Origin of the sequence: Segatella copri (assembly GCF_002224675.1) — a bacterium.
In the GTDB taxonomy this organism is placed as follows: Bacteria; Bacteroidota; Bacteroidia; order Bacteroidales; family Bacteroidaceae; genus Prevotella; species Prevotella copri_U.
The window spans coordinates 77,332-101,447 of the sequence record NZ_NMPZ01000008.1 but is presented as its reverse complement, the minus strand read 5'-3'; the positions used below and the strand labels follow the sequence as shown (position 1 = coordinate 101,447).

The 24,116-nt window shown below is 40.6% G+C and carries 23 protein-coding genes; 7 read left to right on the top strand and 16 right to left on the bottom strand.

Annotated features, from left to right (window positions below; all coding sequences use genetic code 11):
• Nucleotides 1-324: a hypothetical protein gene (locus CFT61_RS06730; RefSeq protein ID WP_089543689.1), complete on the bottom strand. Its 324-nt coding sequence runs from the start codon at nucleotides 322-324 to the stop codon at nucleotides 1-3.
• 622 nt (nucleotides 325-946) lie between these two features.
• Here CFT61_RS06730 and CFT61_RS06725 point away from each other — a divergent pair.
• From CFT61_RS06725 to CFT61_RS06695, 7 genes are all read left to right on the top strand, one after another.
• Nucleotides 947-1,483 (top strand): phosphoribosyltransferase, encoded by a 537-nt coding sequence (locus tag CFT61_RS06725; RefSeq protein WP_089543688.1) that lies wholly within the window; start codon nucleotides 947-949, stop codon nucleotides 1,481-1,483.
• 98 nt (nucleotides 1,484-1,581) lie between these two features.
• Entirely contained in the window at nucleotides 1,582-2,523 is a 942-nt protein-coding gene (locus CFT61_RS06720) for a hypothetical protein (RefSeq protein WP_089543687.1), read from the top strand.
• Nucleotides 2,524-2,563: 40 nt separating this feature from the next.
• The gene (locus tag CFT61_RS06715) at nucleotides 2,564-3,151 is read left to right on the top strand and encodes a phosphoribosyltransferase (protein WP_089543686.1); all 588 of its coding nucleotides are present in this window, start codon (nucleotides 2,564-2,566) and stop codon (nucleotides 3,149-3,151) included.
• 31 nt (nucleotides 3,152-3,182) lie between these two features.
• Complete coding sequence (locus CFT61_RS06710) at nucleotides 3,183-3,881, top strand: phosphoribosyltransferase (protein WP_089543685.1); 699 nt, start codon at nucleotides 3,183-3,185, stop codon at nucleotides 3,879-3,881.
• A gap of 127 nt (nucleotides 3,882-4,008) precedes the next feature.
• Nucleotides 4,009-4,974: a DNA-processing protein DprA gene (locus CFT61_RS06705; protein WP_089543684.1), complete on the top strand. Its 966-nt coding sequence runs from the start codon at nucleotides 4,009-4,011 to the stop codon at nucleotides 4,972-4,974.
• A 15-nt stretch (nucleotides 4,975-4,989) separates the two neighbouring features.
• On the top strand, nucleotides 4,990-5,478 hold the full coding sequence (locus CFT61_RS06700) for an HAD family hydrolase (protein ID WP_367379331.1): 489 nt from the start codon (nucleotides 4,990-4,992) through the stop codon (nucleotides 5,476-5,478).
• A gap of 236 nt (nucleotides 5,479-5,714) precedes the next feature.
• Entirely contained in the window at nucleotides 5,715-6,008 is a 294-nt protein-coding gene (locus CFT61_RS06695; RefSeq protein WP_089543682.1) for a hypothetical protein, read from the top strand.
• 712 nt (nucleotides 6,009-6,720) lie between these two features.
• On the opposite strand, the gene CFT61_RS17225 is transcribed toward CFT61_RS06695, so the two are convergent.
• From CFT61_RS17225 to CFT61_RS06600, 15 genes are all read right to left on the bottom strand, one after another.
• Nucleotides 6,721-7,236: a hypothetical protein gene (locus tag CFT61_RS17225; RefSeq protein ID WP_254918896.1), complete on the bottom strand. Its 516-nt coding sequence runs from the start codon at nucleotides 7,234-7,236 to the stop codon at nucleotides 6,721-6,723.
• An 11-nt stretch (nucleotides 7,237-7,247) separates the two neighbouring features.
• A complete protein-coding gene (locus CFT61_RS06685) occupies nucleotides 7,248-7,574 on the bottom strand; it encodes a hypothetical protein (RefSeq protein WP_089543681.1) in 327 nt (108 codons plus the stop codon).
• Nucleotides 7,575-7,618: 44 nt separating this feature from the next.
• Complete coding sequence (locus CFT61_RS06680) at nucleotides 7,619-8,302, bottom strand: JAB domain-containing protein (RefSeq protein WP_254918895.1); 684 nt, start codon at nucleotides 8,300-8,302, stop codon at nucleotides 7,619-7,621.
• An 800-nt stretch (nucleotides 8,303-9,102) separates the two neighbouring features.
• Nucleotides 9,103-9,447: a single-stranded DNA-binding protein gene (locus CFT61_RS06675; RefSeq protein ID WP_089543680.1), complete on the bottom strand. Its 345-nt coding sequence runs from the start codon at nucleotides 9,445-9,447 to the stop codon at nucleotides 9,103-9,105.
• 700 nt (nucleotides 9,448-10,147) lie between these two features.
• On the bottom strand, nucleotides 10,148-11,617 hold the full coding sequence (locus CFT61_RS06660) for a type II toxin-antitoxin system HipA family toxin (RefSeq protein ID WP_254918894.1): 1,470 nt from the start codon (nucleotides 11,615-11,617) through the stop codon (nucleotides 10,148-10,150).
• Nucleotides 11,618-11,637: 20 nt separating this feature from the next.
• Nucleotides 11,638-11,946 carry a helix-turn-helix domain-containing protein gene (locus tag CFT61_RS06655; RefSeq protein WP_089543677.1) on the bottom strand — a complete coding sequence of 103 codons (309 nt, stop codon included), beginning with the start codon at nucleotides 11,944-11,946 and terminating at the stop codon, nucleotides 11,638-11,640.
• A 540-nt stretch (nucleotides 11,947-12,486) separates the two neighbouring features.
• The gene (locus CFT61_RS06650; RefSeq protein WP_089543676.1) at nucleotides 12,487-12,831 is read right to left on the bottom strand and encodes a single-stranded DNA-binding protein; all 345 of its coding nucleotides are present in this window, start codon (nucleotides 12,829-12,831) and stop codon (nucleotides 12,487-12,489) included.
• 778 nt (nucleotides 12,832-13,609) lie between these two features.
• Nucleotides 13,610-14,428 carry an MBL fold metallo-hydrolase gene (locus tag CFT61_RS06640; RefSeq protein WP_089543674.1) on the bottom strand — a complete coding sequence of 273 codons (819 nt, stop codon included), beginning with the start codon at nucleotides 14,426-14,428 and terminating at the stop codon, nucleotides 13,610-13,612.
• A 248-nt stretch (nucleotides 14,429-14,676) separates the two neighbouring features.
• The gene (locus CFT61_RS06635; RefSeq protein ID WP_089543673.1) at nucleotides 14,677-15,021 is read right to left on the bottom strand and encodes a single-stranded DNA-binding protein; all 345 of its coding nucleotides are present in this window, start codon (nucleotides 15,019-15,021) and stop codon (nucleotides 14,677-14,679) included.
• 831 nt (nucleotides 15,022-15,852) lie between these two features.
• Nucleotides 15,853-16,341 (bottom strand): hypothetical protein, encoded by a 489-nt coding sequence (locus CFT61_RS06625; RefSeq protein WP_089543671.1) that lies wholly within the window; start codon nucleotides 16,339-16,341, stop codon nucleotides 15,853-15,855.
• A gap of 45 nt (nucleotides 16,342-16,386) precedes the next feature.
• Nucleotides 16,387-16,725, bottom strand: coding sequence for a hypothetical protein (locus tag CFT61_RS06620; RefSeq protein WP_089543670.1), 339 nt, complete (start codon nucleotides 16,723-16,725; stop codon nucleotides 16,387-16,389).
• 542 nt (nucleotides 16,726-17,267) lie between these two features.
• Nucleotides 17,268-17,516, bottom strand: a complete 249-nt coding sequence (locus tag CFT61_RS06615) for a hypothetical protein (RefSeq protein WP_089543669.1) — start codon at nucleotides 17,514-17,516, stop codon at nucleotides 17,268-17,270.
• Nucleotides 17,517-17,528: 12 nt separating this feature from the next.
• Nucleotides 17,529-18,335 (bottom strand): ParA family protein, encoded by an 807-nt coding sequence (locus CFT61_RS06610; protein ID WP_089543668.1) that lies wholly within the window; start codon nucleotides 18,333-18,335, stop codon nucleotides 17,529-17,531.
• Between the two features lie 3,865 nt (nucleotides 18,336-22,200).
• A complete protein-coding gene (locus tag CFT61_RS06605) occupies nucleotides 22,201-22,692 on the bottom strand; it encodes a hypothetical protein (RefSeq protein WP_142990578.1) in 492 nt (163 codons plus the stop codon).
• 11 nt (nucleotides 22,693-22,703) lie between these two features.
• Complete coding sequence (locus CFT61_RS06600) at nucleotides 22,704-23,969, bottom strand: replication initiation protein (protein ID WP_089543666.1); 1,266 nt, start codon at nucleotides 23,967-23,969, stop codon at nucleotides 22,704-22,706.
• Nucleotides 23,970-24,116 lie beyond the last annotated feature (147 nt).

The window sequence follows — 24,116 nt, the reverse complement described above, 5'->3', positions numbered from 1 at the left end:
TTATTTTTTTATGTTTTTCTCCTTGGCATAGTAATCGTCCAGGAAATACTCATTGTTAATTGCAAAAGTAGTCATATAAAGCGCCTTCTCCTTCTTATCATGCTCAGAATTTATAGTCATCAGAAGCATTTCGTTCACATCTGTGATACAAATACCAACCCTATCAGTCACATAAAAAGCCAACACCCAAAGAAGAGAAAAGCAAAAGTAAAAGAACCAGTAAACCTGTGCAGATGCCACAGCAGTACCCACACAAATCAAAAGGATAGCCTGAACAGTTCTCTTGTTCAATCCTTCTTTAAAAAAATACCAGTTCATCTTCATACATTTAAGTACTTTAATACGATGAGACAAAAGTACAAAAAATATCAGAAAGAGCCAACTTTACGTTAGATTTTATACCAATACACCCCCAAAAAACATAAAAACAAGATGATTGCATCATAAAGAAGCCTATTTCAGCACTCCACAAAAACGTATCACTAAGAAGAACCCATGATGAATTACCCTGCTGTACCGAGGAAAATAAGAGAAGAGAGAAAAAAGAAACACCAAACCACGAAGAAAGCTTTCTCTATATCACCCCGCACCTCCTAAGATTCCTGCCCTCCAGGCTACTCAACAACAAACAGCTAAAAGCTCAAGAAATGAAGGAAAATGCATGAGTTCTATATATAATAAGGTATAGAAGTATGCCTAAATAACAAAAAATGGGAAAAATGAGCCAGTGAAATATAATTTCACTATACCCCCCTACCTTTGCACCCAGAAAAACCAAAGCCGCTATGGTTAAGTAGTTAGCGACATTATTGAATACAAACATTAAATAGCAATAATAGAAGGCAAAACGGGAAAAATGAGTGAGTGAAATATCATTTCAAAAACCCACAGTACTTTTGCAAACGAAAACAAGAACAAGAAGTTTAACCCATTAATATCAAATGACATGAGCTATACATATAATTACATCATGGAATACCTCCCAAAGAGATACTCCGCAACAAGGAAGCAAGAGAGTGACAGACAAGTCATCTACGACTTCAAAAACGGCTACTGCAGCCTTAGCTTGATGAACGCAATCGTAGAACACATCAAGGAAATCAAAAAAGAACTGGGTGGCAACAACTGGAGAGTATGCTTCATACCAGCATCCACCCACCACAAGACAGCTTGCCGCTACCAAAAGCTCGCAGCCTTCATCGAGAAGGAAACAGGAATTGCCTGCGACTACCACACCATCCTGCCAATCCAGGACCAGGAATCAGGCCACATCACAGGCAAGAAGACAAACCCGGCAGAGAACTTCAACATCAAGACAAGCGACGTTGCCGGCAAAAACATCATCCTCATAGATGACGTCATCACAAGAGGCATGACATTCATGCAAACAACCAACAAGCTCACCAGAAATGGTGCCAACATGGTAAGAGGTCTCTTCCTCGCCAAAACAGTCAATCCAGACTGGGTCAGACATTCAGCCTGACCCACCAAAGGAAAGGGCAGAACACCCAGCAGCATCTCCCACATGGGAATAAGACAACAATATCAATTAAGTAAATAAAGAAACAAACATTTAAAATTATGAACAATTATACAAAACATATTGGTATCGTTACCAATTACATCGACAACAAGTATTCAATTACAGTTGACAACAAAACCATTCACATGCCATTCGAGATCATGCACAAACTCTCAGTATTTCCTCCATCAGTAATGGATGGAGATCACCTGAAAATTGGAGCACAGATCACCTTGGCAAAGAAGGATGAGAGAATCTTCTATCCTGACCGTGACACCTACGGAACCACGAGACAGGAAACAAGAAGCTACACAGATGGTTCCTACCTGCTCAAGGATGCAAAACCCTTTAAGCAAGACATCAGCTTCCAGGAGATGGTGAGTATGTTCAATACCCTGATGACAACCCTCCCTGAGACAACGAGAATGGAGGCACTCAATACCCTGATGTCTATGGAGCTGACAGAGGAACAGAAACAAGAGAAGCTCGCTTGCATGGTGGAATTTCCATTGGACTTGGAAGAGAATGCAACATTGGAGAAGAAGGGTAGCCTGTTCGACTTGGCAAAAAAGTCCAAAGACGATAAACCACAAATCAGAGAAACCGTGGAGTCCATTGCTGCCATGTGTAACTGCAGCTATCAGCAGACATGCCAACTCGTGGTGGGAATCAACAGCAAGACCAACAAGACCTGCAAGCTCCAGGATGAGATCGCTACGTTCTATCCTCAGATTGCTACCCTGGACCAGTTCCAAAACACCGTACTGGTTCCATTCATCAAGTCCTACACCTATGACAATCCCCTGCTGATGTCATCACTCAAGTACAACTGGTACAGCTACAATGGTAACTTGCTGCTCGTCATAGAAATCAACTATCAGGGAGACCCAGTCATCTGCAAAGGTGGAAGATTACCATACCGATGCGACTCTGCCAAAATGGTTGCAGAAGGAGCAGATCTGGTAAACATGATCAAGAAATTAAGCAAAATCGCCGCATAAGCGGTTAAATGAATATTAACAAAATAAAGTTTTTAACAAAATGAAAACAAACTTAAAATCAAACAAGAACATCATCCCTATGAGAGAGGATGCATCATCAACAGTACAGGCAATCAATAACCTGGAGTACGTAAACCTCATGGAGTATCTCCCAATGAGATTGCCAGCAACGGAAGAGGAAGAGAGAAACCGCAAGATTGTCCATGACTTCAAGAACGGCAAATGCTCACAGGAGCTGAAGAATCAGTTCACCGACGCAATCAAGCAGCTCAAGGACGAACTCAAGGACACTAACCTGAGCGTATGCTTCATGCCGGCCATCACAGCAGACAAGACAGCCCTCCGCTACTCACAACTGGCAACTGCCATCGAGACAGAAACAGGCATACCAAGTGACTACCACACCATCCTGCCAAAGCGAGCAACAGAACTCATGGCTACCGGAAAGACAGATCCAGCAGAGGACTTCCTCTTCAACAAGGAGCAAATCGAGGGAAAAGACATCATCCTGATAGGTGACATCATCACCACGGGAGCCAACTTCACCAAGACAAGTCTAATGCTTGCAGAACTTGGCGCAAAATCAGTCACCGGCCTGTTCTTGGCAAAGACCACCATTACAAAGTAACAAAAAGTTAAATCAAAAAAATATAAGAAAAATGTATAATTATCAATATCTCAAAGACTATCTCCCAGTGAGATACCAGGCAAATGCCCAGCAATTGGCAGACCGTCAGACTTGCTATAACTTCAAAGACGGCTACCTCAACGACGAAGTTAAGAGTGGATTCCTGAACAAGATCCAGGAAATAACAAATGGAGAGAAGACAGGTTGGGACATCTGCTTCATCCCTGCATCCACCAAGAGCAAGACACAAGCTCGCTACAAAAAGCTTGCTGAAGCAATCCAGGCTGCCGGCTACAAGGTAGCAATCAATGCCATCTACAATGAGCACGACCATGAAGCTGGTCACCTCACAGGAAAAACCGGAAATCCAATCGAAGGCTTCGGCTTCAACAGCTGTGACATCGCAGGAAAGAAAATCATCGTCATTGATGACATCATCACAAGAGGAAGAACCTTCCAAATGGTTGCAGAAAAGCTGGAAACCATGGGGGCAGCAAGCGTAACAGGATTGTTCCTGGCAAAGACCTTCAACCCAGATTACCATCCTCACTATGATCCGACGGACGATTACGATTCGGAAGACTACTACGATCCTGCAGACTACTACGAGGAGGAAGAGACATACGACAACTACAACGGTTCATATGCCCAAGACGTAGAAGGCTGGAGCGACCAGGACATAGACGACGTTTTCGACGGCGATCCTGACGCCTACTGGAACATCGACTAGCACAAACAGAACATGCAGCCGCAAAAGCAAGTATTTTTTCTCCAAGATATTGGGAATTCAAAAAGAAATAACTACTCTTACAGCTGCATAACAAAAGTAATAACAAAGAAATAGAACATAAAGAAATATGGCACTCAATACTGAACTCATATTGACATTGAAGAACCTCAAGGGCTGCGGAAACAAAACCGTTCTCTCCATAGCCGAGGTAGCTCCGTCCCAAGTGCAAACCATCGAGGACCTGTGTCACTTCTGGACTACTCTCAAGGGAAAGAAGTTCGAAAAATACTCAGCCACAGATCTCCAGGAAGCCAACAGAAAGGCATTAACCTGCATCAACGATGCAGAAAGAGAAGGTATTGGCATCATCTCCTATTACGAAGAAGCCTTCCCTCAAATCCTGCGCGAGACCATCAATGAAGATGGCAATACAGACGCCCCATTGATTCTGTTCTACAGAGGAAACATCAAAGCACTCCAAATGCCGGGCATCGCCATCATCGGTACAAGAGAACCAACAGAAGCAGGAACCCAAGCAGGAATCTACTTCGCAGAAAAGTTCGCAGAACAAGGCTTCAACATCGTATCAGGTCTTGCCATAGGATGCGACACAACCGGCCACCAAGGAGCATTGAACGTGAAGGGAACTACCACGGCATTCCTTGCCAACGGCTTGGATTGGGAATCCATCTACCCAAAAGAGAACCTGGAACTGGCCAAGAACATAGTGGAAAGCGGAGGACTTCTGCTTTCTGAGTACCCGGTAGGACAAAGAGGCAACCGCTATACCCTGGTGGAGCGTGACAGACTGCAGGCAGGACTCTCATACACTACCCTCGTCATCCAGACAGGTCTTAGAGGAGGAACCATGCATGCAGTAAACGCCACCCTCAAAGCCCGAAAGCCACTCTTCATGATCAAATACAAGAACATGGATGGACAGATCGGCGGAAAAGCAGAGGGCAACAAGAAGTTCCTGGAAGAAGGAAAAGCCCATGCCCTGACTTCCGGTTCATTCGAAGAAGCCCTTGCCATCATCAGAGAGTCGGTAGAGAAGAGCAACAAACCAAAAATCAAGGATTCATTATTCTAGCCTATGATAAAAGGAGTGATTTTTGATCTGGACTTAACTCTTGTAGATACCACAATACTGGAAAATGCCAGAAAGATGAGAAACTGGCACGAGGCATATAGACTTATCCCATATACCTCCATGTATGCAGGAATCCAGGAAGTCCTTGACCACATAAAAGCACAAGGAATCAAGATGGCAATAGTCAGCAGCTCACCACGTCCCTATGTGGAAAGAATCGTTGGCTATTACCAGATTCCAGCAAGTTTCATCGTTGGCTACCATGATGCCCATCCCGTAAAGCCCCATCCTGCCCCTATGCTGAAGGCTTTGGAGCTGATGGATGAGAAAGCTGAAGATGTTCTGAGCTTTGGAGACAGGGCTATAGACATGATTGCATCTAAAAGAGCCGACATAAAAGCCATAGCATGCCTCTGGGGAACCAAGGAAAGAAGTATGCTGCTTGGTACCGCATACGACCAAGCAATTAGTTCTCCACTGGAGATTCTTCCATACTTACAATGAAGGTAGCTGATACTTTGAGTATGGTATCCTCTCATCAGGTTCCACTAGACATCCACATCCCTAATGGAACCTTTTTAAATCACTTACACTCCAAAAATACAAAAATGGAGTGAGTGAAATACCATTTCACTATTTTGCAATACCTTTGCAAGCAGAAAAGAGAAAGATACTAAAAGCACTTCTCTTAAATTAAAGCATAGTATTAATATTCAATATCAATCAAACAATAAATTCATATGGAAAAGAACGCTATTATACTTGGTGATATTCGCCTCAAAAAAATGAGTAATGGATGTACAATCTCCCATCCTGATCGCGCTATATTAATTGTTACACCAGTCTTTGGATGTGCAATCTTCAACGTTATCACCAAGGATAAAACCTACGCATTCGACTTAAAAGAGACAAGCAACGGATTCCGTGTTGATACACAAGAAGGAATCTTCTATTTCGAATATGAAGGACTCAAGTCCATCAAAGAGCGAATGGAAGCAAACCTAGGTGTATCACCCAAGAATCAAGCAGCTTAGCACAAACAACTGGCAAAGAAGCTCCCTACATAGCTATTCCAACATGCTATGTGGGGAGCTTCTTGCAAAATGCTCTTGTAGATACCACAGCACTCAAAATATCATATAGATATGATAGGATGCGCTCACATGAACGCTCCTTTTTCACAACTTCATCTTCTTCTACTCCTCCACAAGCCCTCAAAAACTCATCACCATTCGACACGCATAACTAAAGTGTCGATTTGCGAATTTCCAAGGGTGTCATGAAGGGGCTGTGTCATTATCTCAATCTCCCTTGAATCCGGTCATTAAAATCTTTGCTTTCAAATATCACCCAAAGGTGTCCACCAAGAAACTTGCACTGCTTTTTACACTGTAACGTCTAACGGAAAATCACTTTGCAGCAATACAACTTTTATAGCCATTTTGACAGCAAGCGTAAAGTTTCATCATGAAACTTATTTCATCGGTCATGACCGATGAAATATACGCAAATTCAAAACAATATATATATGGAAGAATATAGAAAGTGAGGTAAAGAGAAATTATGTAATGACACTCAAGATGGCACTCAATAAAGAGAATATAGAATAAATGATAGAGCGGTTAACTAGCAAGGTTTTACAAACCATATGTCATTTTCACTTGTTTGTAGAATTCGCGCCCACATGAACGCACCATCCCTAAAAGAAAAAAGAAGGAGAGCCCAAACTCTCCTCACCCCTCTCTTTCACAACTTCATCTTCCTTGCCTCTTCCACAAGAGATACACTTTCTTCCTCTACTCCCCCACAAGCCCAAGAAAACTCATCACCATTCGCCCAATTTTGAGCAAGGATATACAGAAAGAACGACTCCTCTATGGTCAAGCCATCGGCTTTCTCCGAGGCAAGAATCTCTCCCATCACCACATCATCCTCTTGATACAAGCCTTTCAATTTCTCCAAGGACAACTTCTGAGAAATACCCTTCTCCCTCACGAAAGCACCAGCTGCCTTTTCTACTAGATAAACCATGACCTTGAGCCTACCGCCGGCAGAAAGTTCATTGCAAGGAACCACCTGGTGAGAATAACACTTGGAAAACTGAAACTTGGCTTGGGATATGTCAAACTCCACCTCCAGATGATATGAAACACCCTCCTCATCTTTCTTGCATGAGGTGACCAGACCATAGCAATCCCCACCAAGGAAAGACTCTCTTTCCACACGAAAACCATCAAACTCCAAAACTTCATTCTGATTCATAATCCTTATTTTTAAACTCTTTGAAACTTTCCCCATGCCTCCAGGGTATCAACCTTGCAAGCATTCAGATAAACACGCTCTATATTGTGAAAAGCAACCTGAATACCTATTGGCGTGCTAGATACATCCACACGCTTTCCCAAATTGATTCTCTGCCCCACTTCCATGGATTCCCAACAACAACGTATCAAACCGCCATCTGTAGGCTTGCAACCTAGATAAACGCCCTTGATACCCGTAACCCTCTGATACTTCTTAGGGTAAGGACAATAGATAGACCATGCATCCGGCGCATTCTTGGCGCTTACCCTTTCATCATGATATAAACGTACTTTCATACAAATATTCTTTTATGGAGAGGTGGTTAGCCTCTCCGTTACCTTTATAAACCCATTTTTCCTCTGTCATGATAAGAGTAATAACACCCATCGGCAATTATCACATGGTCCATGAAAAAGATGCGCATGATGTCACAAGCTTCCTTGACGCTCTTGGTGAGCATGTCATCAGCCCTGCTTGGATGAGGAGAATTCGAAGGGTGATTATGGGCAAGAGCCAATATCGTGGCATTGTTCAAAACAGCCTCCCTCATGATTCTGCGCACATCCACCGCCGTTTCCGTGAGTCCTCCATGACTCATGGGCACATGCTTGATAAGCTTGAAATTCTGATTCATCAACAGCAAATGGCATTCCTCCACCTCCAAATCCCTTACATGAGGAAGAAGGAAATTATAGATAGCCAAGCTGCTGCCCATATCCGGACGCTCTGCCATATTTTCCAAGCTGTAACGCTTACCCAGCTCGATGGCTGCCTGAAGGGCTATCGCCTTGGAATCCCCGATGCCTTGAACCACCTGCAAGTCCTCTACCCTAGCCTTGGCTATATTACGCAAGCTCTCCTCCATCACATTGTAAATCTGGCGTGCCTGTTCCACATTCTTCTGCGTTCCTGTACCGATAACCAAAGAAATCAGCTCCACTGTGGTCAAGTTTCCAAGCCCATTGTTATAAGCCTTATACTGGGGATGTTCCTCCATGCAAAAGCCCGAAAAATTCTGTCTCATATCTGCAATTGTTTAAAATTAAACTTAAAATATTCTGGATTTCCTGAAACATCCAGCCTTTTTCCAATCCCTGGAGTTTTGAGGATAAATCCGAGTTTTTTTTTAGCATTCCGGCATAACCTTCACACCAAGCCTTTTTTCGTGCCTAAAAAGATGGCAGTCAAAAATGGCAGAAAACCAAACAATCGGTAGAGAATCTTTTCCGGAAAACCGCAATCTATGATTTCGGAAGGCTGCCGGAAAAGATTCTTCGCCGATAACAACGTGGTGTTTGGTATCTGCCAAGACTGCCATACCTTTGCACGATAAAAAGCCTGGTGGGATTATGCTGCGACAAAATTATAAAAACGAGGTTCTATTCACAAAACTACAGTAGAAAACAATAGATATAAGTATCATCTTCCAATGGATATCTACCTAAACCACGACACAGTAAAACCAAACCATAGATATCAACAAAACAGATAGACAAAGATAAGCATAAAAGAGCCGGCATAAAAGAAAAAGAGCCAAGAGAAACACATGCAGTCCATATCAACCATGTATTCCTCCTTGGCTCCCAAAAGAACGATTTCATCGAGATACCACTACTCAGATGAACCGATAACGCCATAAACTTCGCAACTTCTATAGACGATGGCACAAAGATACACCAAAAATCCAAATTCACAAAGAAAACCCTTGAAAATATGCGATTCCATCGAAAAGTAGATATAATACCATCCCCCAAGTACCATCAATCCAAGACTACCCAAAATGATAGCCTTGGAAGACAAACATGGCAGATATGGGAAAGGAGGCTAAGCTGCCTCCTCCTTCTTTTGCTTCTCCACCTCTGAGATACCGGTGGCAATGAGCTTGATCACATGATGGTCCTTGCCATCCTTCTGATAGGTCTCGCTCTTGAAGAAGCCCTCCACCTTTACTCGCTTGCCCTTCTTGAGGAGATCGAGGATTGCCTGGTCACCGTTCTTGATCCAGCTCTCGAAGCTCTGGATGGAAGAAGAGGTAATCTCCACGCCACCCTTCTTCTCGGTGGTCTTGATGGATACGCCAAAGCGAGCGAGGCTGCTCTTCTCAAAGTTTCTAACTTCTGCGTCCTTGCAGATAAAACCTACTACTGTGAAATTGTTACTTGCGTTCATAATCTTTATTTCTAAAACGTTATTACTTAAATTTTACGTGCGAATAACACCAACAAGGAGAAGGCGAGAAAAGGCAAGAGATGGCCCATATTATTTTCAAGGATATCTGGTTGTTTTTGAAACAGGAGCCGCTGCACCCAAAAACAATGAAAAAAATGTGGAGACAAGCCCCCTGGGTGTGCCCTTGACAGTCGCCGCTTGTGGTAAATTTGCAAAGTAAAATCAAGGGATGACGCTTAAGAAAATGAATGAACGCTCACCTAAAGAAACAATAAAAGTAGCAGGATATCAAAAAGAGGACGCTACCCTTTACCAGGAACCTTGAGAAAACCAGCCCTACCTATTCCTGGTGTACCCATCAACATCACTGAGAAAAGAGAGACTATACTTACCTCTTTCAACCAGGCCTTCGAGTCCCCACCCCACGATGACCAGCCAATCCTCCCTCAAGGAAGGCAAGCTAAAGGAGGATTATACCTAAAACAAAAGAGACCTGTCAAAAGGATGGCAAAGGACTACTACCTTCCAAAAACAAGCCACCACACTCAAAAAAGTGAAGCAAAAGGAAGAGGAGCCAGCATCCCCCAAATATTTCCTGTTTATCGAAGGCTCCCCCAATCAGATAGGTAGTCTTGAATAGATGACACAAAAAGAGCGACCCAAAGGCCGCTCTCCTTAATAAATATAATAAAAATGTCTTTTATCTTACAAAGAAGCTTTCAACCAACGAATACAATTGCTCATCAGTTAGATTTTCCGTACCAACCCTATCAATCAATGCGTATTCTTCTTTCTTTCCGGTAATCACGAACTTGCGTTCTTTCCCATCCACTTCACACAAAAGATGATAATTACCTTTGTATGTCTTTTCTACACGTACCTTCTCAAAAAGGGTTTCGCCTATTCTGAATGAAACATTCTTTCTTCGTTCGAGCAATCCCCACTCTGCCAGATGCTGGTTAAGGGTGGTTTCTACAGCACCTATCCAACGCTGACTAACTTCGCACTCCTCTGCAAAGTGTCTGAATTGGCGGATAGCAGAGGCAACCTCACCAATGATACTTTCAGCCTTCCTGATACCATTTTCCTTGCCGAGAGCCAAAGCATCTTCAAGAGTCTGACCTTGAAGCTTACCCTGCATCATCATACAATGCATCTTCTCAGGAAGAAAGCCACCCACATTGAAGATATAAGTCATATCGTATGCAGGAGAAAGTTGCCATTTTCCACTTTCATCCATCAGAAAGGAGAAATTCTTGTTGTGATCATCAGTATTGTTGGCTAGGATGTTGAATACCATCCTGCGGAAAACTTCCTCCTGGGTACTTTCAGGCAGACGCATCTTTCGACAAACCATCAGCAACTTTTCATAGCTGTCAGCATCAGGATATAGAGCCGCCAACGTCTGCATGTGTAATTTACGTTCCTCATCACGATCAAAACGATGGGTAATGAAATGCTTCAGACCTTCGATCTCAATAATCCTGCAAGGCATCATGCTTATGCCTGCAGCCCTAGCCATCTTGTAATAGGCCATTTCCAGTTCTGCAGAAGAACGCTCCGCATCACCAAACTTCAGGATGCAATAATCAAAGCCCTTGTGACCGGCTATCTGACCACTTCTGATTTCTCCGGTTTTCGGATTGATCGCGATGATAGCCTTCGGTTGGCGACCGCCTGCCGAAGTACCTACAGCGATCAACGACTGCATGGTCAGCGATTCATCTGGCAACAGCCTCACATTCTCACGCTCCAAGAATATTCTCTGAGCCAAATCCGTCAACAACTTCATATTCAGCTTTTCCGACTTTCTAATGCCGGATGATTCAGGTATAAACTCCAAAGCTCCCATACCGCGCTTACCGATGAACGACAAAATTTCAAGCGGAGTTATCTCCTGATTGCGAATACCATTCTGTATGCGCCAACACTCAAACACCTGATTACCCCAAGCGTCGGGTAAAGAATCTGCAAGAAAAGGAGGCAGTTTGCGGTAAAGCTTCGTTTCCCTGTCACCCATGATGGGACGACGGCTGGCAGGTGACTTGACAGAAGCCACCAGAGGGAACGGATCGAGCCTCCCACCAAGAAAAGCAGGATTGTATTCAAAAAACGAAACCCCTCTCCTTGCATCCCAGGACAAACGACCGATTTCCTTGTCCCAAAGCATTATTTTTAAAGAACTAGCTATCATGACTTCTTATGTCTTATTCGTTGAACTTTCTTTTCTTCCTTCATCAGGTACGCAGATGGCGGTAAATCCGGCATCAGTTCATCAAGGGCATCAATCTGCTCTATCGCCTTCAGCAGCAAAAGAAATGTGCCAAGCGAGACATTGCCGGATGTACCATTCTCAAACTTATGAATGGTTGTGATTGTAATACCCGATTGTTCAGATACCTCTTTCTGTGTCATATTGCTACGCAGACGGTAATCCTTGAATCTTGCACCAAGAAGTTTTACCAATTCGGGTATAGAATACTCGTAATAATCAATCATAATTCCTAATATTTAAATTATACCACGATATAAGTTAGATACGTATTTTTGCCTTATATTATATTCTACTTATATTTATAGGCACAAAAATACACATTTATTTTCAGATAATCTCAACTATCATGAAGAATTTCTGTTTTTTGCATGTTTTTTAACCTTTTTGTAAGTAAAAACTCCCAAAAGCATACAAAATCACCCCCAAACCACCCCACCAAAAGGAATGAAAGATCTAATTATCTATCATGATATCTTGCTAGTCAGAAGCGTTCTTCTTCACTACTATAAATAGTTTCAATTCCCACAAGAGCAGACTTAATGTTTCCAAACAGTTTCAGAAATACGGAAACCATTCACTAAAGATAACTTAATCATTCCTAACGGTTTCCGCATTTTGGAAACCATTTGCTAGATTTAACAATATCACGTCAAGAACTAGCCCCACCCTCTCCATTAGACATGACACCCTGGAGAGCCGGCAAAAAAGGCTACCTCCTAAAAGATAGCCTTGGAAAGACAAACATGGCAGATATGGAAAGGAGGCTAAGCTGCCTCCTCCTTCTTTTGCTTCTCCACCTCTGAGATACCGGTGGCAATGAGCTTGATCACATGATGGTCCTTGCCATCCTTCTGATAGGTCTCACTCTTGAAGAAGCCCTCAACCTTTACTCGCTTGCCCTTCTTGAGGAGATCGAGGATTGCCTGGTCATCGTTCTTGATCCAGCTCTCGAAGCTCTGGATGGAAGAAGAGGTAATCTCCACGCCACCCTTCTTCTCGGTGGTCTTGATGGATACGCCAAAGCGAGCGAGGCTGCTCTTCTCAAAGTTTCTAACTTCTGCGTCCTTGCAGATAAAACCTACTACTGTGAAATTGTTACTTGCGTTCATAATCTTTATTTTTAAAACGTTATTACTTAAATTTTACGTGCGAATAACACCAACAAGGAGAAGGCGAGAAAAGACAAGAGATGGCCCATATTATTTTCAAGGATATCTGGTTGTTTTTGAAACAGGAGCCGCTGCACCCAAAAACAATGAAAAAAATGTGGAGACAAGCCCCCTGGGTGTGCCCTTGACTGTCGCCGCTTGTGGTAAATTTGCAAAGTAAAATCAAGGGATGACGCTTAAGAAAATGAATGAACGCTCACCTAAAGAAACAATAAAAGTAGCAGGAAACCAAAAAGAGGACGCTTCCCTTTACCAGAAACCTTGAGAAAACCAGCCCTACCTATTTCTGGTGTACCCATCAACATCACCGAGAAGAGAGAGACTATACTTACCTCTTTCAACCAGGTCTTCGAGTCCCCACCCCCACGATGCCCAGCCAATCCTCCCTCAAGGAAGGCAAGCTAAAGGAGGATATACCTAAAACAAAAGAGACCTGTTAAAAGGATGGCAAAGGACTACTACCTTCCAAAAACAAGCCACCAACTTTCCAAAAAGTGAAGCAAAAGAAAGAGGAGCCAGCAGTCCTAGAAACACTTCTTGTTTGTCCAAGGCTACCCAACCACTTTGAGTAGCCTTGAATAGATGGCACCAAAAGAGCGTTTCCCCAGGAACACTCATAAAGATATAACAATATAAAAGGACGCTATCAATAGATACATAAAAAATAGTTCTCAAATCGGTATCAGCCGCTGACTAATCAACTCATTTTTAGTAAATTTCATCCTCTATCAATCTCGTCACCACAATGAAACTGATGTAATTGCAATCCCTTCTCCTCAGATAAAACTCCGTAGCAATGCTCCCCAGTGCAATGTCCAGTATAGAAATCCACATCCGGATAACGGCGCGCCAATTCCGAAGAGATATCACGCAACTGCTCATCCGTCTCATAATGCTCGCTTAAATGACTGTCCAACAAATGAAAGCCTCCAATGCTCAAACGGATAGGTTCCTGAATAGATTCCAGAATATTCAAGATACCGTTATGGGCACAACCGGTAAAGAGAACATCGCCCACTACAAAGGCCAGTTCGTGACGGAATGCATCCTTTACAAACTTGCCATCATCAGATTTTATCAACAGCGTTCTATCGCCCAAAGGTTGTGCATGATGATGAGCCAGATGAGAATAGACATGAATACCATCCACACAAGAATCCTCTTTGATGAAAACAAACCGATCTCCATGTTTCTGAAAATCCACATCTCCTGTAATAGAATGCAGATAACGCCTGGCAGAAGCATATTCTGCCCCAGGAATCTCCGAAGACAAGATGACCTTTACCCTGTGATTCATCTCCAAAAAGGCAGGAAGTCCACCTATATGGTCATTGTGACCATGCGAAATCAGGCAATAATCCACCTCACCTAAATCTACACCCAGCTTTTCAGCATTGCGCATGAATAAGTCGGAAGCTCCGGTATCGAGCAGATACTTCCTGCCGTTATACTCTAAATATACCGATAAACCATGCTCCGTTTCAAGCAGGGGATTATCGGTACGATTGTCACTCAATATGATGATTCTTGTATCCATAACTTTTTAATATCCTTCTGATGTTCTTAATTGCTACGACAAAATTATAAATAAAATCTGAGAAATCACCATATTTCCTGATAATATTGGGGATATTGGCAAGATATGAAGGAATACACACAAGAAAAAGCACTTTTTAGATACCACCATAATACTTAACCCCAAAATACCCAGATAGATATAACACCCTGGAGAGCCGGCAAAAAGATAGCCTTGGAAGACAAACATGGCAGATATGGGAAAGGAGGCTAAGCTGCCTCCTCCTTCTTTTGCTTCTCCACCTCTGAGATACCGGTGGCAATGAGCTTGATCACATGATGGTCCTTGCCATCCTTCTGATAGGTCTCGCTCTTGAAGAAGCCCTCCACCTTTACTCGCTTGCCCTTCTTGAGGAGATCGAGGGTTGCCTGGTCATCGTTCTTGATCCAGCTCTCGAAGCTCTGGATGGAAGAAGAGGTAATCTCCACGCCACCCTTCTTCTCAGTGGTCTTGATGGATACGCCAAAGCGAGCGAGGCTGCTTTTCTCAAAGTTTCTAACTTCTGCGTCCTTGCAGATAAAACCTACTACTGTGAAATTGTTACTTGCGTTCATAATCTTTATTTTTAAAACGTTATTACTTAAATTTTACGTGCGAATAACACCAACAAGGAGAAGGCGAGAAAAGGCAAGAGATGGCCCATATTATTTTCAAGGACATCTGGTTGTTTTTGAAACAGGAGCCGCTGCACCCAAAAACAATGAAAAAAATGTGGAGACAAGCCCCTGGGTGTGCCCTTGACAGTCGCCGCTTGTGGTAAATTTGCAAAGTAAAATCAAGGGATGACGCTTAAGAAAATGAATGAACGCTCACCTAAAGAAACAATAAAAGTAGCAGGAAATCAAAAAGAGGACGCTTCCCTTTACCAGGAACCTTGAGAAAACCAGTCCTACCTATTTCTGGTGTACCCATCAACATCACCGAGAAAAGAGAGACTATACTAACCTCTTTCAACCAGGTCTTCGAATCCCCACCCCACGATGACCAGCCAATCCTCCCTCAAGGAAGGCAAGCTAAAGGAGGAAACACCAAAGACAAAAGAGACCTGTCAAAAGGATGGCAAAGGACTACTACCTTCCAAAAAACAAGCCACCATCTTCAAAAAAGTGAAGCAAAAGGAAGAGGATGCAGATTCTTTCATACCATTTGCCATGACATACAACCTATCTTTTAGGAGGTAGCCTACCCCAAAAGCGGCTCTCCGATCTCCTCCCCAAAAAGATAGACATAAAAAACCAGAGGCTGATGCTATCAGCCATCAGACAAGCATCTGCGATACCTATTTATCCGGCATAACAGGAAGGTTATGCCGGACGGCTGCGCCCTAAGAAAGCAGCCGAACCGAGGGGAAGAAACCCTAGATAGAGCCTCTCCCCCACTCCCTGCTAAAAGACAAAACCAGCAAACAAGTCCAACTGCAGGTTACCAGAAAGCCGCCCCTTTAACTTCTTCACAAGTTTAGCTGCTTTCTTGTCTTCCTGTAGAAACCTGATCAGGCTATTGATAGCCGTATCATGCGCCTCATTCTCGGAACGAAAAAGACCGGTAAAGAGACCAGGCAAGAAAGACCAACCCCTGGTTCCATAGCAAGCAAAAACTCCATAGGTCCACAATCCATTGGGATGCTGTAATATTCTAATTTCCAGGTTTTCCTCAATCTCCTCTACTTGAGTGCGTGGTTGCAAGTAGGAAAGTACGTCAACCCAAAGATACTCATTGAGTTTAAGTTCAGAAGGAGCACGGACATACCCTAGCTGCTTGAGCTTTACATAATCACGCCTGGCAAACTCTATATGCCGATTTCTCATACTTGAGTTGTCTGATGCAAAGAGACCTTCCAACTCCAAAATTTCATCATCTAAAATCCCAGCCATGTTGAAAAAGTTGTGGCAAGGTGGTTAGCCTTGCCGTTTCCTTCTTTAATCTGTCACTCTATAATAATACTGTAGCTTAGCCCCTTTGAGATTATCCTCTGCGTAACAAGCTGCTGCATGATAATACTTATCGTAAAGTTTGGCTAGCTCCATGTTTTTTTCATACCACTGGGCAATCTTGTGATTCAACACCATCACAAGCTCAGTAATGTAAACACAATTGTCTTTCCATTCATTGAACGCACGATGGAATGTGTCTGTAACGGCATCCCCTCCAAAAGCATCAGCTATGGAGAAATCCTGCCAAAATGTAGTACGTGGCTTGTAACCAGTCTCACTCTCGATGTTCCACTTGGGAACCTTGATTTGAATTGTCTCTGTCATGTTCTTAATCCTTTAAAGTTCAACTTGAATTTATTCTGGATTTCAGATTCACAGCCTTTTTAAGACTTTTGCTATCGTAAAATCCGAGTTTTTTTTAAAGTCATTCCGGCATACCAGTCATCACTTTGCCTTTTTACGTGCTTAAAAGATGGAAGGCCATAGAAGTCAGAACACCAAACAATCTGCAGAGAATCTTTTCAGGAATACCCAATCTCTGATTGTGGAAGGCTGCTTGAAAAGATTCTCTGCAGATAGCAGAAATGTGGTGTTTGGTATCTGACAAGCCTGCCATACCTTTGCACGTCAAAAAGCAAGTGATGACTGGTAAGTCAGACAGAAAAAGCACGAGGTTTTATATCGATAGCAAAATTACCTATAGATATAATACATAGGCAAACATCGCAATAGTATAACAAGTTAATTCTGTTTACATTAGAAATAGCCAGGAAACATCAGTTCCAACTTAAGGAAAAAATAAAAAAGCCATTGCCTAAGATCCAACACTCTTAGGCAATGGCCAACTTTATCTCTTAGCAGGCATTTTACTTAAATGCCTGAATATACTGCTTTAAAGCATCACGCAAAATCTCTTCACAACTCTTTTTTGTCTTGATCTTAGTGAGCATAAGCTGCTCATAGTCTTCATCGGACAAATAAGTCTGAACACCATGCATAGTGGCTCTTTTCTCTGCAAGAGACATCTTCTTTTTCTTAACAACAGGCTGCTCATTACCAGGACGTACTGCCTGATTCATATTACTAAACGCTGCGCGAAAATCCTTTCCTGCCATAATTCTAAATATTTATAGATTGAACAATTCTTTAATTACAAAAGAGTAGTCATTTGCTGCTGTACAATAAGGTGAATATGAGAACAGGTCAGTCAGCTCTGTCTGCGCCTCATTTACCTTGATGCAACGTCGAATACCATGTGACAAGACCTTATCACCATATGTTTCTTTAAGAAAAGCCAGCGCCTGACGGACAATGCGAGGTCTCTCATCCAGCATTACAGGTAACAGACCTAATAATTCAAGATCTTTATTCAAGGCAAATCTGCCATTCTTTACCTCATCCAATGCTCCAAGAATGGCAGCCAAACCATTCACAGAAAGTCCTTCCATCTGAACTGGTATAAGCAAATGACTGGCAACAACCATAGCATTATAAGTTGACTGAGACAATGCTGGAGGGCAATCAATGAAGATATAGTCAAAGAAATCTATAGGATCAGTGATACCTTCACCGGTAAAATCTATGCAAGGACTGCTGATGCAAGCTCCCAACACTTGACGAGGAGATCCGGTATTCTGAAGGAAAGGATCCACATCCTGCATTTTTGCAGAACCTGGAACATAATACACTCCTATCTCTGACTTGTATATAGGAAGTCCCTTACAAGCAATCATAGAATCAAAAACAGTAGCACAACCTTCTGGAGCATGATTCAAAAGGGTTAAGTTACACTGAGGATCCAAGTCTATCTCAAGGATTCTTAGTTTCTTATCCTTTCGGAGCATACCAGCTGCAAGATTTTGCACTGTAGTCGTTTTGCCAACGCCACCCTTATTATTGACGATAGCCAAGATCATTTTCAGTCTATTTTCCATGTCTTTGACTTTTAATTATTAATTCTGGTGCAAAGATACATTAAATAATTGAAATAAACAAGAGAAATCGCAAAAATGTTTGTTTTCAAACATAATATTTTGCAAACATGTTTGTATACATATAAGTTTGCAAACTTCAAGCAACTTATATCATACTATTAATCAAACGTTTATAAAAAACGAATAAAACCGTTTTCAAACATACATGTTTAATTGTTTTTTGGTTTTCGGTTTTACAAACTACCAAACATACATACTTTCAAGCATAACGAACTGAGAAGGAAAAAGAACAGGAGAAACAAATCTTATAGATAAATCAAAGTATCGAAGAAAAGCCCATTTATATAGGAAAGCATATCGATAATCAAACCATAAAATATAGAAAAGACAGCTAAGCAACAGTATAAAGAAAACTAGAGCTGATAGAAGTTCCAGACGGAAACACCGACCTCCCTACTCCACTCTATTAACATCAACAAGAAACATACCTACCCAAAAGTAACATACGAAGATCTGATAGATAAGGAAAGAAAAGGGAATTGCAGATAATTGAAAATAGCAATACCAAACAAAATCAAGTAACACCAGGATAAAACTGTTAGCAAACATACAGGAATACAAACTTACGAAAAAACATGGATCCTTGTTCCTTGCATCAAAAAGATCTTAAAGCAAATTATTGAATGAAAAATGTAAATTCTCCCCAAAAATGATTATCTTTGCAAAGCGTCTGAGAGAAAGACCAACCGAGTGCACGTTGGATGCATTGTTCGTCACCCTCAGACGCATTCTCTACCCAACCATCGAAAGAATTCTCGACCAAAGTAAATCATAGGACTTATTTTTTTTAAGCGGAGAACAGAATAATTCTACAATGAATATAATACATTATTGAGTAATTATATAAAGATATCAATAAAAAACAAACCTGTTTTCTAACATACATGATTGCGGTCTTACAAAAAAGAAAGTAAATATGAAATGCATCACAAGGGTAAAGAAACAGAAAAGCTAAATGCAAACATGTTTGCTTTCAATCATACATGTTTGCATTTTTCCTAGTTTGCCAACAAACAAACAATCAAACAACCAAAGAAAAATGTAAGCTAGCATTCAAAGGAACCCGTGTAATAAAAAACAAAAGACTTTGTTTAATTGAAATCAAACATACAGGTAATCACATATACGTAATTATCTGTTTACAAACAAACAAATACTCAAACATACGAAATTACATGTAACCTTGTAAGCAAGCTAACAAAAAAAACAGGAATGTAAAAAAGTGATTGTAAACAAAGAAACATGTAACCAAGCATACATGTTTACATACAAACAAATAAAAAAAGAACATAAAAGTAACGCAAACTTGAGTAAAAAGACGAAAAGACATTTAACACGCCTGCACATTTTCAAGCATTCAAACATTCAAGCGTTCAAACATTCAAGCAAAAGCAAAAGCTTGATCAAAACTAAAAAGGAACAATGAATCTCAAGTGATAAGGTACATTACAAATAGTAAAACAAAACAGCTTAAAAACCTATAATATATAATAGTGAGTACACGTATACAAACATACATGTTTTCATGTAAGTAATATAATAAGTATAGTTATAAACTAGATGTCAGTAAGTTAACAGCTCAAAGAAGCACCAGAAAAACTATTTCTAACTTTCAAAGATTCATTCTTTCAAACATATTTGTTTTCAAACATTCAGAGAATATAGTAAAATAGAAATATAATAATAAATATGATAGAAAGAAAACAGGAATAAATTAAAGTCATAGTATATCATGAATTAAAACGCATAATAAACAAGGATTCAACGAAACATGTTTAAGTAACAACATGTTTTCAAACATAAAATAAATCCCCAATTAAACTTATGTTACAGGTAATAGACAGATCTAGGATAAAACTACACTTTTACAAACATACATGTTTTTTTTGTTTTCAATCATACATGTAATCTAAAGATATTGAATAAAAGAGATAATAACATGATAACCAGTATTCAGACATTATATCTTTCAAGTTAACATGTTTTCGGTTTTTCATGTTTAGAAGTTGACTGCGCACAAAATACATGTTTTCAAACTTTCAAGAAAATTTTCACAAGGTCAACAATATTATGAAAGATCAAGCTGCAATACGGAAAATAAAACATACTAGAAATCAGGTAAACAAAATATCATATTTACCATGGTACATAGAAACAAGAAAACAAAGAAACAAGAATGTATGAAATCAAAAGGACAAGTATCAACCAGACAAACTAGCAATTAAACGAGCAAACAATATTTCTTGAAAAAGAAAGAAGGAAAAGGTGTAATGATAATAAAAAGAGATTCAAAAAGTAAACCATAAACAACAGTAATAATAAGTAGAAAAGAATATAAGTTCAAATGGCTCGGTGCGATAGCATACAGTACAGGTTTCATCAAAATGAATCAGGATGTAAACTCCCAAAAGAACGTAAAGCTCATACTGAATGTTAAACAACCATTAGTAAGAACATATATTGCCTTGCAACTGTATTAACAGATAGCTCAAATAATAGCTTAACTAATTATCTGAGAAGAGGAATTCAGGTAACACGAAGTCTCCTTAAAAGAAAAAGAATAAAGAATCTCAAAAAAAATGGAAGAGAGCCAAATGCAATAAGTTTGCGTACGGGTTTTCCATTTTACGGTTTATTTTGTTTTCAAACATACTTGTAAGCTAATACTATAGCTATATACCAATATATTAATGCTTTAAAAGATATAGCACATCCATACAAACATACTTGTATGCATGTTTTCAAACTTTCAAACATATTTTAAAGTAAAAGAGAACACATCGTCAGGTGAAAAGATTTGGAAAGCTCAATACAAAATAAGATAGTAAAGAAGAACAAAAAGTATGTAAGATAGATTATTGATGGGGTGGGGGAGCAGGTATCTTATACAACTATGACAGTTAAGTCTGTTCAACTATAATTAATAACAGCATCTGATACAAATTCGTGTTACGGTAGCCACAAATCATCTATGTAGCCACTTATATCTTCAATCATGAACTTTCATGGCAATAGTTCCCAATAGAAGTTTCCAGAAGGAGTTTCTTACGAAAAACCAGAATTTCTATAAGCAGAGCCTTCACAATAAGCCATGTCGCCTGGCTTTTATAACCATTCTACAGTTGGATTATATAACGCTGCAGTTCCGCCACAAGAAAAAGTACTCTGCAACTATCTTCTTTGGAACAGCGGCTTCTTGCATTACCTCCTCACCATGAAGAGTCGATAACCAGGCTGCAGCATCCTCCATATCCTGTATCATTACTTCAGTCATCATATGTTGCTAACTACTAAAGTTGATCTACCCCATTCTTAATCTAAAGTCTAGCCTCGCTACTTTTATGAAGTTTTCAACAGACGATTCCATTCTCATGGTAACTATATAGGTTTACTATCCCCACGTAGAGAATACTATCAGAATGTAGGGTAGGGGAGAAACTAATTCATATGCTCTGTACAAAGAGGATTCTAAAATACAGAAAATAATCAGGTATAGCGAACATTTTATTTGTTTTCAAACATGTTTGCAAACATGTAAATGAGATATAAATCTATAGATCAGCAATTTACATTATATAACAATCAAGTAAACTAACCTACATGTACGTGTGCTTACAAACTTTCAAACATTCAAACATTTAATGATAGCGTTCTATCAAGAATGATATAGATGGGAAAAAAACATGTATTAATGCAAGTGGGAGGCAAAGTAAAATTCTGGAAACATGTTACGAGGATAGGGTAGGGGAGAGGGCAAAATGCAACGAGAAAGGGCATGCCTTGCTGAAGACATGCCCCGTATATACTATTCTTCCTCAGAGATTTCAACAGATGGGATCTCACCAAGATAGGCCCCCATATCCTTCCTGTCTCTCCATACAAAAACATCATTGATAAAATTCATCAACTTCTCATGCTGCTCATGGATGCTATCAACAATTTGATTATAATAGTCTAAATCCTCATCTTTAGAAGTAGAGGTAAGCTGAAGGTTCAGGTCATCCAGAGCGTCGAGATGAGCATTGAGCTTGAAATACACTTGCTGATAATAATTCCTTTTCTCCATTTCCTCATGATGAGTAGATTCCAAAATCATTCTCAGCCCTTCATCCTGTTCCGAGAAGTCAACTTCTTCTAGCGGAATGAATGCAGTGGCAGCTTCATCACCAGCCAGGATGAAGAATACAACCAATCTATCTCTACCATGCCAAATGTGATGTGGGTCAGTTTGCAACCAATTCTTCACTTTGCGCACAGATGGAATGGATGAATTGAAACTAGATATTATTTTCACCATAATCTTATGTATTAATCGTCAAACAGTCTACCTTGTACTCCCTTACCTGGCTTTCCATTCATATATGGAACTCCATAATCTTCATAGAGCATCTTGCATACTGAACCACAGATTTTTCTCTCGTTAGTATCAAAATCATCTTTACTATATCTCAAGGCTATTTTCTTCAGCTGCTTGGCAATTTTCTCTAGAATTTCAATTCTTTCTGACTGCGAGTCAACTGTAGAAACAGATTTGCTGATGGCAGTGATATAATAGTTGGACTGCTCAACTCTGAAATGTGCACGAAGGAAGGTGTTGATTTGGGTGATGATCTTGGTCAGTTTTGCACCATAACCTTCAGACAGAATCTTGATCTGTGTTGGTGTAACCGGCTTCTTAGCACCAAGTCTTGCTGTATTACCATTTGTTTCAATGATAAAATAGTAGGCAGTAACAGCACCCCTGGAGTTCTTGCTCTTAACCTTATAATCAAAACAAACGTCACAAAGTCCCTTTTCGTAGAGTTTCCTGATGTCGTTCTTAGCTTTGTCAAGCACTCGCTTCTTGAAATCAGAACCGTTTTTATACTGTTCTTTCTGGATAATGTTGCCCTTTTCATCCTTAATTTCTAGAAGGTTGAACATCTTCTTGATATCATGAACGGTCATGAAGAAGATCTTGTCTTCCTTGTTGCGGTACTGACAGCAGAATTCATAGAAGCGTTGTGAGTACACACTCTTGAAGCTCATCTCGATATACATGTCAAAGACAGTAAATTCAGATGAGAGGTTGGTGAAGTAGGGGAGGAGTACTGGAGTAACACCCACAGTGTAGGTCTCCTGATCAGGGTGCTCATCCACATACGACAATAAACCAGCATAGATGCGGTGACCGTCTTTGGAATGAAAGACCTTCTTTGAATCAGTGATGTTCTTTAATGCATTGAAGGCATAATCCAGGTTTGAGCTATGGCCGGACACACATTCAAGAAGCTGGCTACGAGTCAAGGTAAGCTGATACTTCTCTGGATGTCCATCTGGAAGATCCTTGTTCTTCTGTATACCACGAAGAATCTGCAACCAACAATTTCTCTCAACTGCAGAAAGATTGCTGATTGCCTGAGTTACATCGTTTGGCTGAGAAATAAAATAGTGTGGATTTTCTGCCAGAATCAATCCATCAACTTTCTTAGGACGCCCAGGTTTCTTCTTAGTAACCTTGCCTCCTTCATCGCCAGAAGGTATTACCTCTGCAACGACTTCCTCAATATCTTCCTTTTTCTTCGCTTTAGCCATAGCTGTATGATTTTAATTTTGGGCACAAAAATACATAATTTCTGCGACAATCCTCTTAAAAGAGTCGTAAATTACATTTTTTTAACCTCTAAAAGACAAGACAAAATTATAAAATCTAGAAATAATGAGTTCAAAAAGCAGGAGGTC

Coding starts and splice junctions, on each gene's coding strand:
- CFT61_RS06730 (WP_089543689.1), bottom strand. CDS start 324: ATGAAGATGAACTGGTATTTTTTTAAAGAAGGATTGAACAAGAGAACT.
- CFT61_RS06725 (WP_089543688.1), top strand. CDS start 947: ATGAGCTATACATATAATTACATCATGGAATACCTCCCAAAGAGATAC.
- CFT61_RS06720 (WP_089543687.1), top strand. CDS start 1,582: ATGAACAATTATACAAAACATATTGGTATCGTTACCAATTACATCGAC.
- CFT61_RS06715 (WP_089543686.1), top strand. CDS start 2,564: ATGAAAACAAACTTAAAATCAAACAAGAACATCATCCCTATGAGAGAG.
- CFT61_RS06710 (WP_089543685.1), top strand. CDS start 3,183: ATGTATAATTATCAATATCTCAAAGACTATCTCCCAGTGAGATACCAG.
- CFT61_RS06705 (WP_089543684.1), top strand. CDS start 4,009: ATGGCACTCAATACTGAACTCATATTGACATTGAAGAACCTCAAGGGC.
- CFT61_RS06695 (WP_089543682.1), top strand. CDS start 5,715: ATGGAAAAGAACGCTATTATACTTGGTGATATTCGCCTCAAAAAAATG.
- CFT61_RS17225 (WP_254918896.1), bottom strand. CDS start 7,236: ATGAATCAGAATGAAGTTTTGGAGTTTGATGGTTTTCGTGTGGAAAGA.
- CFT61_RS06685 (WP_089543681.1), bottom strand. CDS start 7,574: ATGAAAGTACGTTTATATCATGATGAAAGGGTAAGCGCCAAGAATGCG.
- CFT61_RS06680 (WP_254918895.1), bottom strand. CDS start 8,302: ATGAGACAGAATTTTTCGGGCTTTTGCATGGAGGAACATCCCCAGTAT.
- CFT61_RS06675 (WP_089543680.1), bottom strand. CDS start 9,447: ATGAACGCAAGTAACAATTTCACAGTAGTAGGTTTTATCTGCAAGGAC.
- CFT61_RS06660 (WP_254918894.1), bottom strand. CDS start 11,617: ATGCTTTGGGACAAGGAAATCGGTCGTTTGTCCTGGGATGCAAGGAGA.
- CFT61_RS06655 (WP_089543677.1), bottom strand. CDS start 11,946: ATGATTGATTATTACGAGTATTCTATACCCGAATTGGTAAAACTTCTT.
- CFT61_RS06650 (WP_089543676.1), bottom strand. CDS start 12,831: ATGAACGCAAGTAACAATTTCACAGTAGTAGGTTTTATCTGCAAGGAC.
- CFT61_RS06640 (WP_089543674.1), bottom strand. CDS start 14,428: ATGGATACAAGAATCATCATATTGAGTGACAATCGTACCGATAATCCC.
- CFT61_RS06635 (WP_089543673.1), bottom strand. CDS start 15,021: ATGAACGCAAGTAACAATTTCACAGTAGTAGGTTTTATCTGCAAGGAC.
- CFT61_RS06625 (WP_089543671.1), bottom strand. CDS start 16,341: ATGGCTGGGATTTTAGATGATGAAATTTTGGAGTTGGAAGGTCTCTTT.
- CFT61_RS06620 (WP_089543670.1), bottom strand. CDS start 16,725: ATGACAGAGACAATTCAAATCAAGGTTCCCAAGTGGAACATCGAGAGT.
- CFT61_RS06615 (WP_089543669.1), bottom strand. CDS start 17,516: ATGGCAGGAAAGGATTTTCGCGCAGCGTTTAGTAATATGAATCAGGCA.
- CFT61_RS06610 (WP_089543668.1), bottom strand. CDS start 18,335: ATGGAAAATAGACTGAAAATGATCTTGGCTATCGTCAATAATAAGGGT.
- CFT61_RS06605 (WP_142990578.1), bottom strand. CDS start 22,692: ATGGTGAAAATAATATCTAGTTTCAATTCATCCATTCCATCTGTGCGC.
- CFT61_RS06600 (WP_089543666.1), bottom strand. CDS start 23,969: ATGGCTAAAGCGAAGAAAAAGGAAGATATTGAGGAAGTCGTTGCAGAG.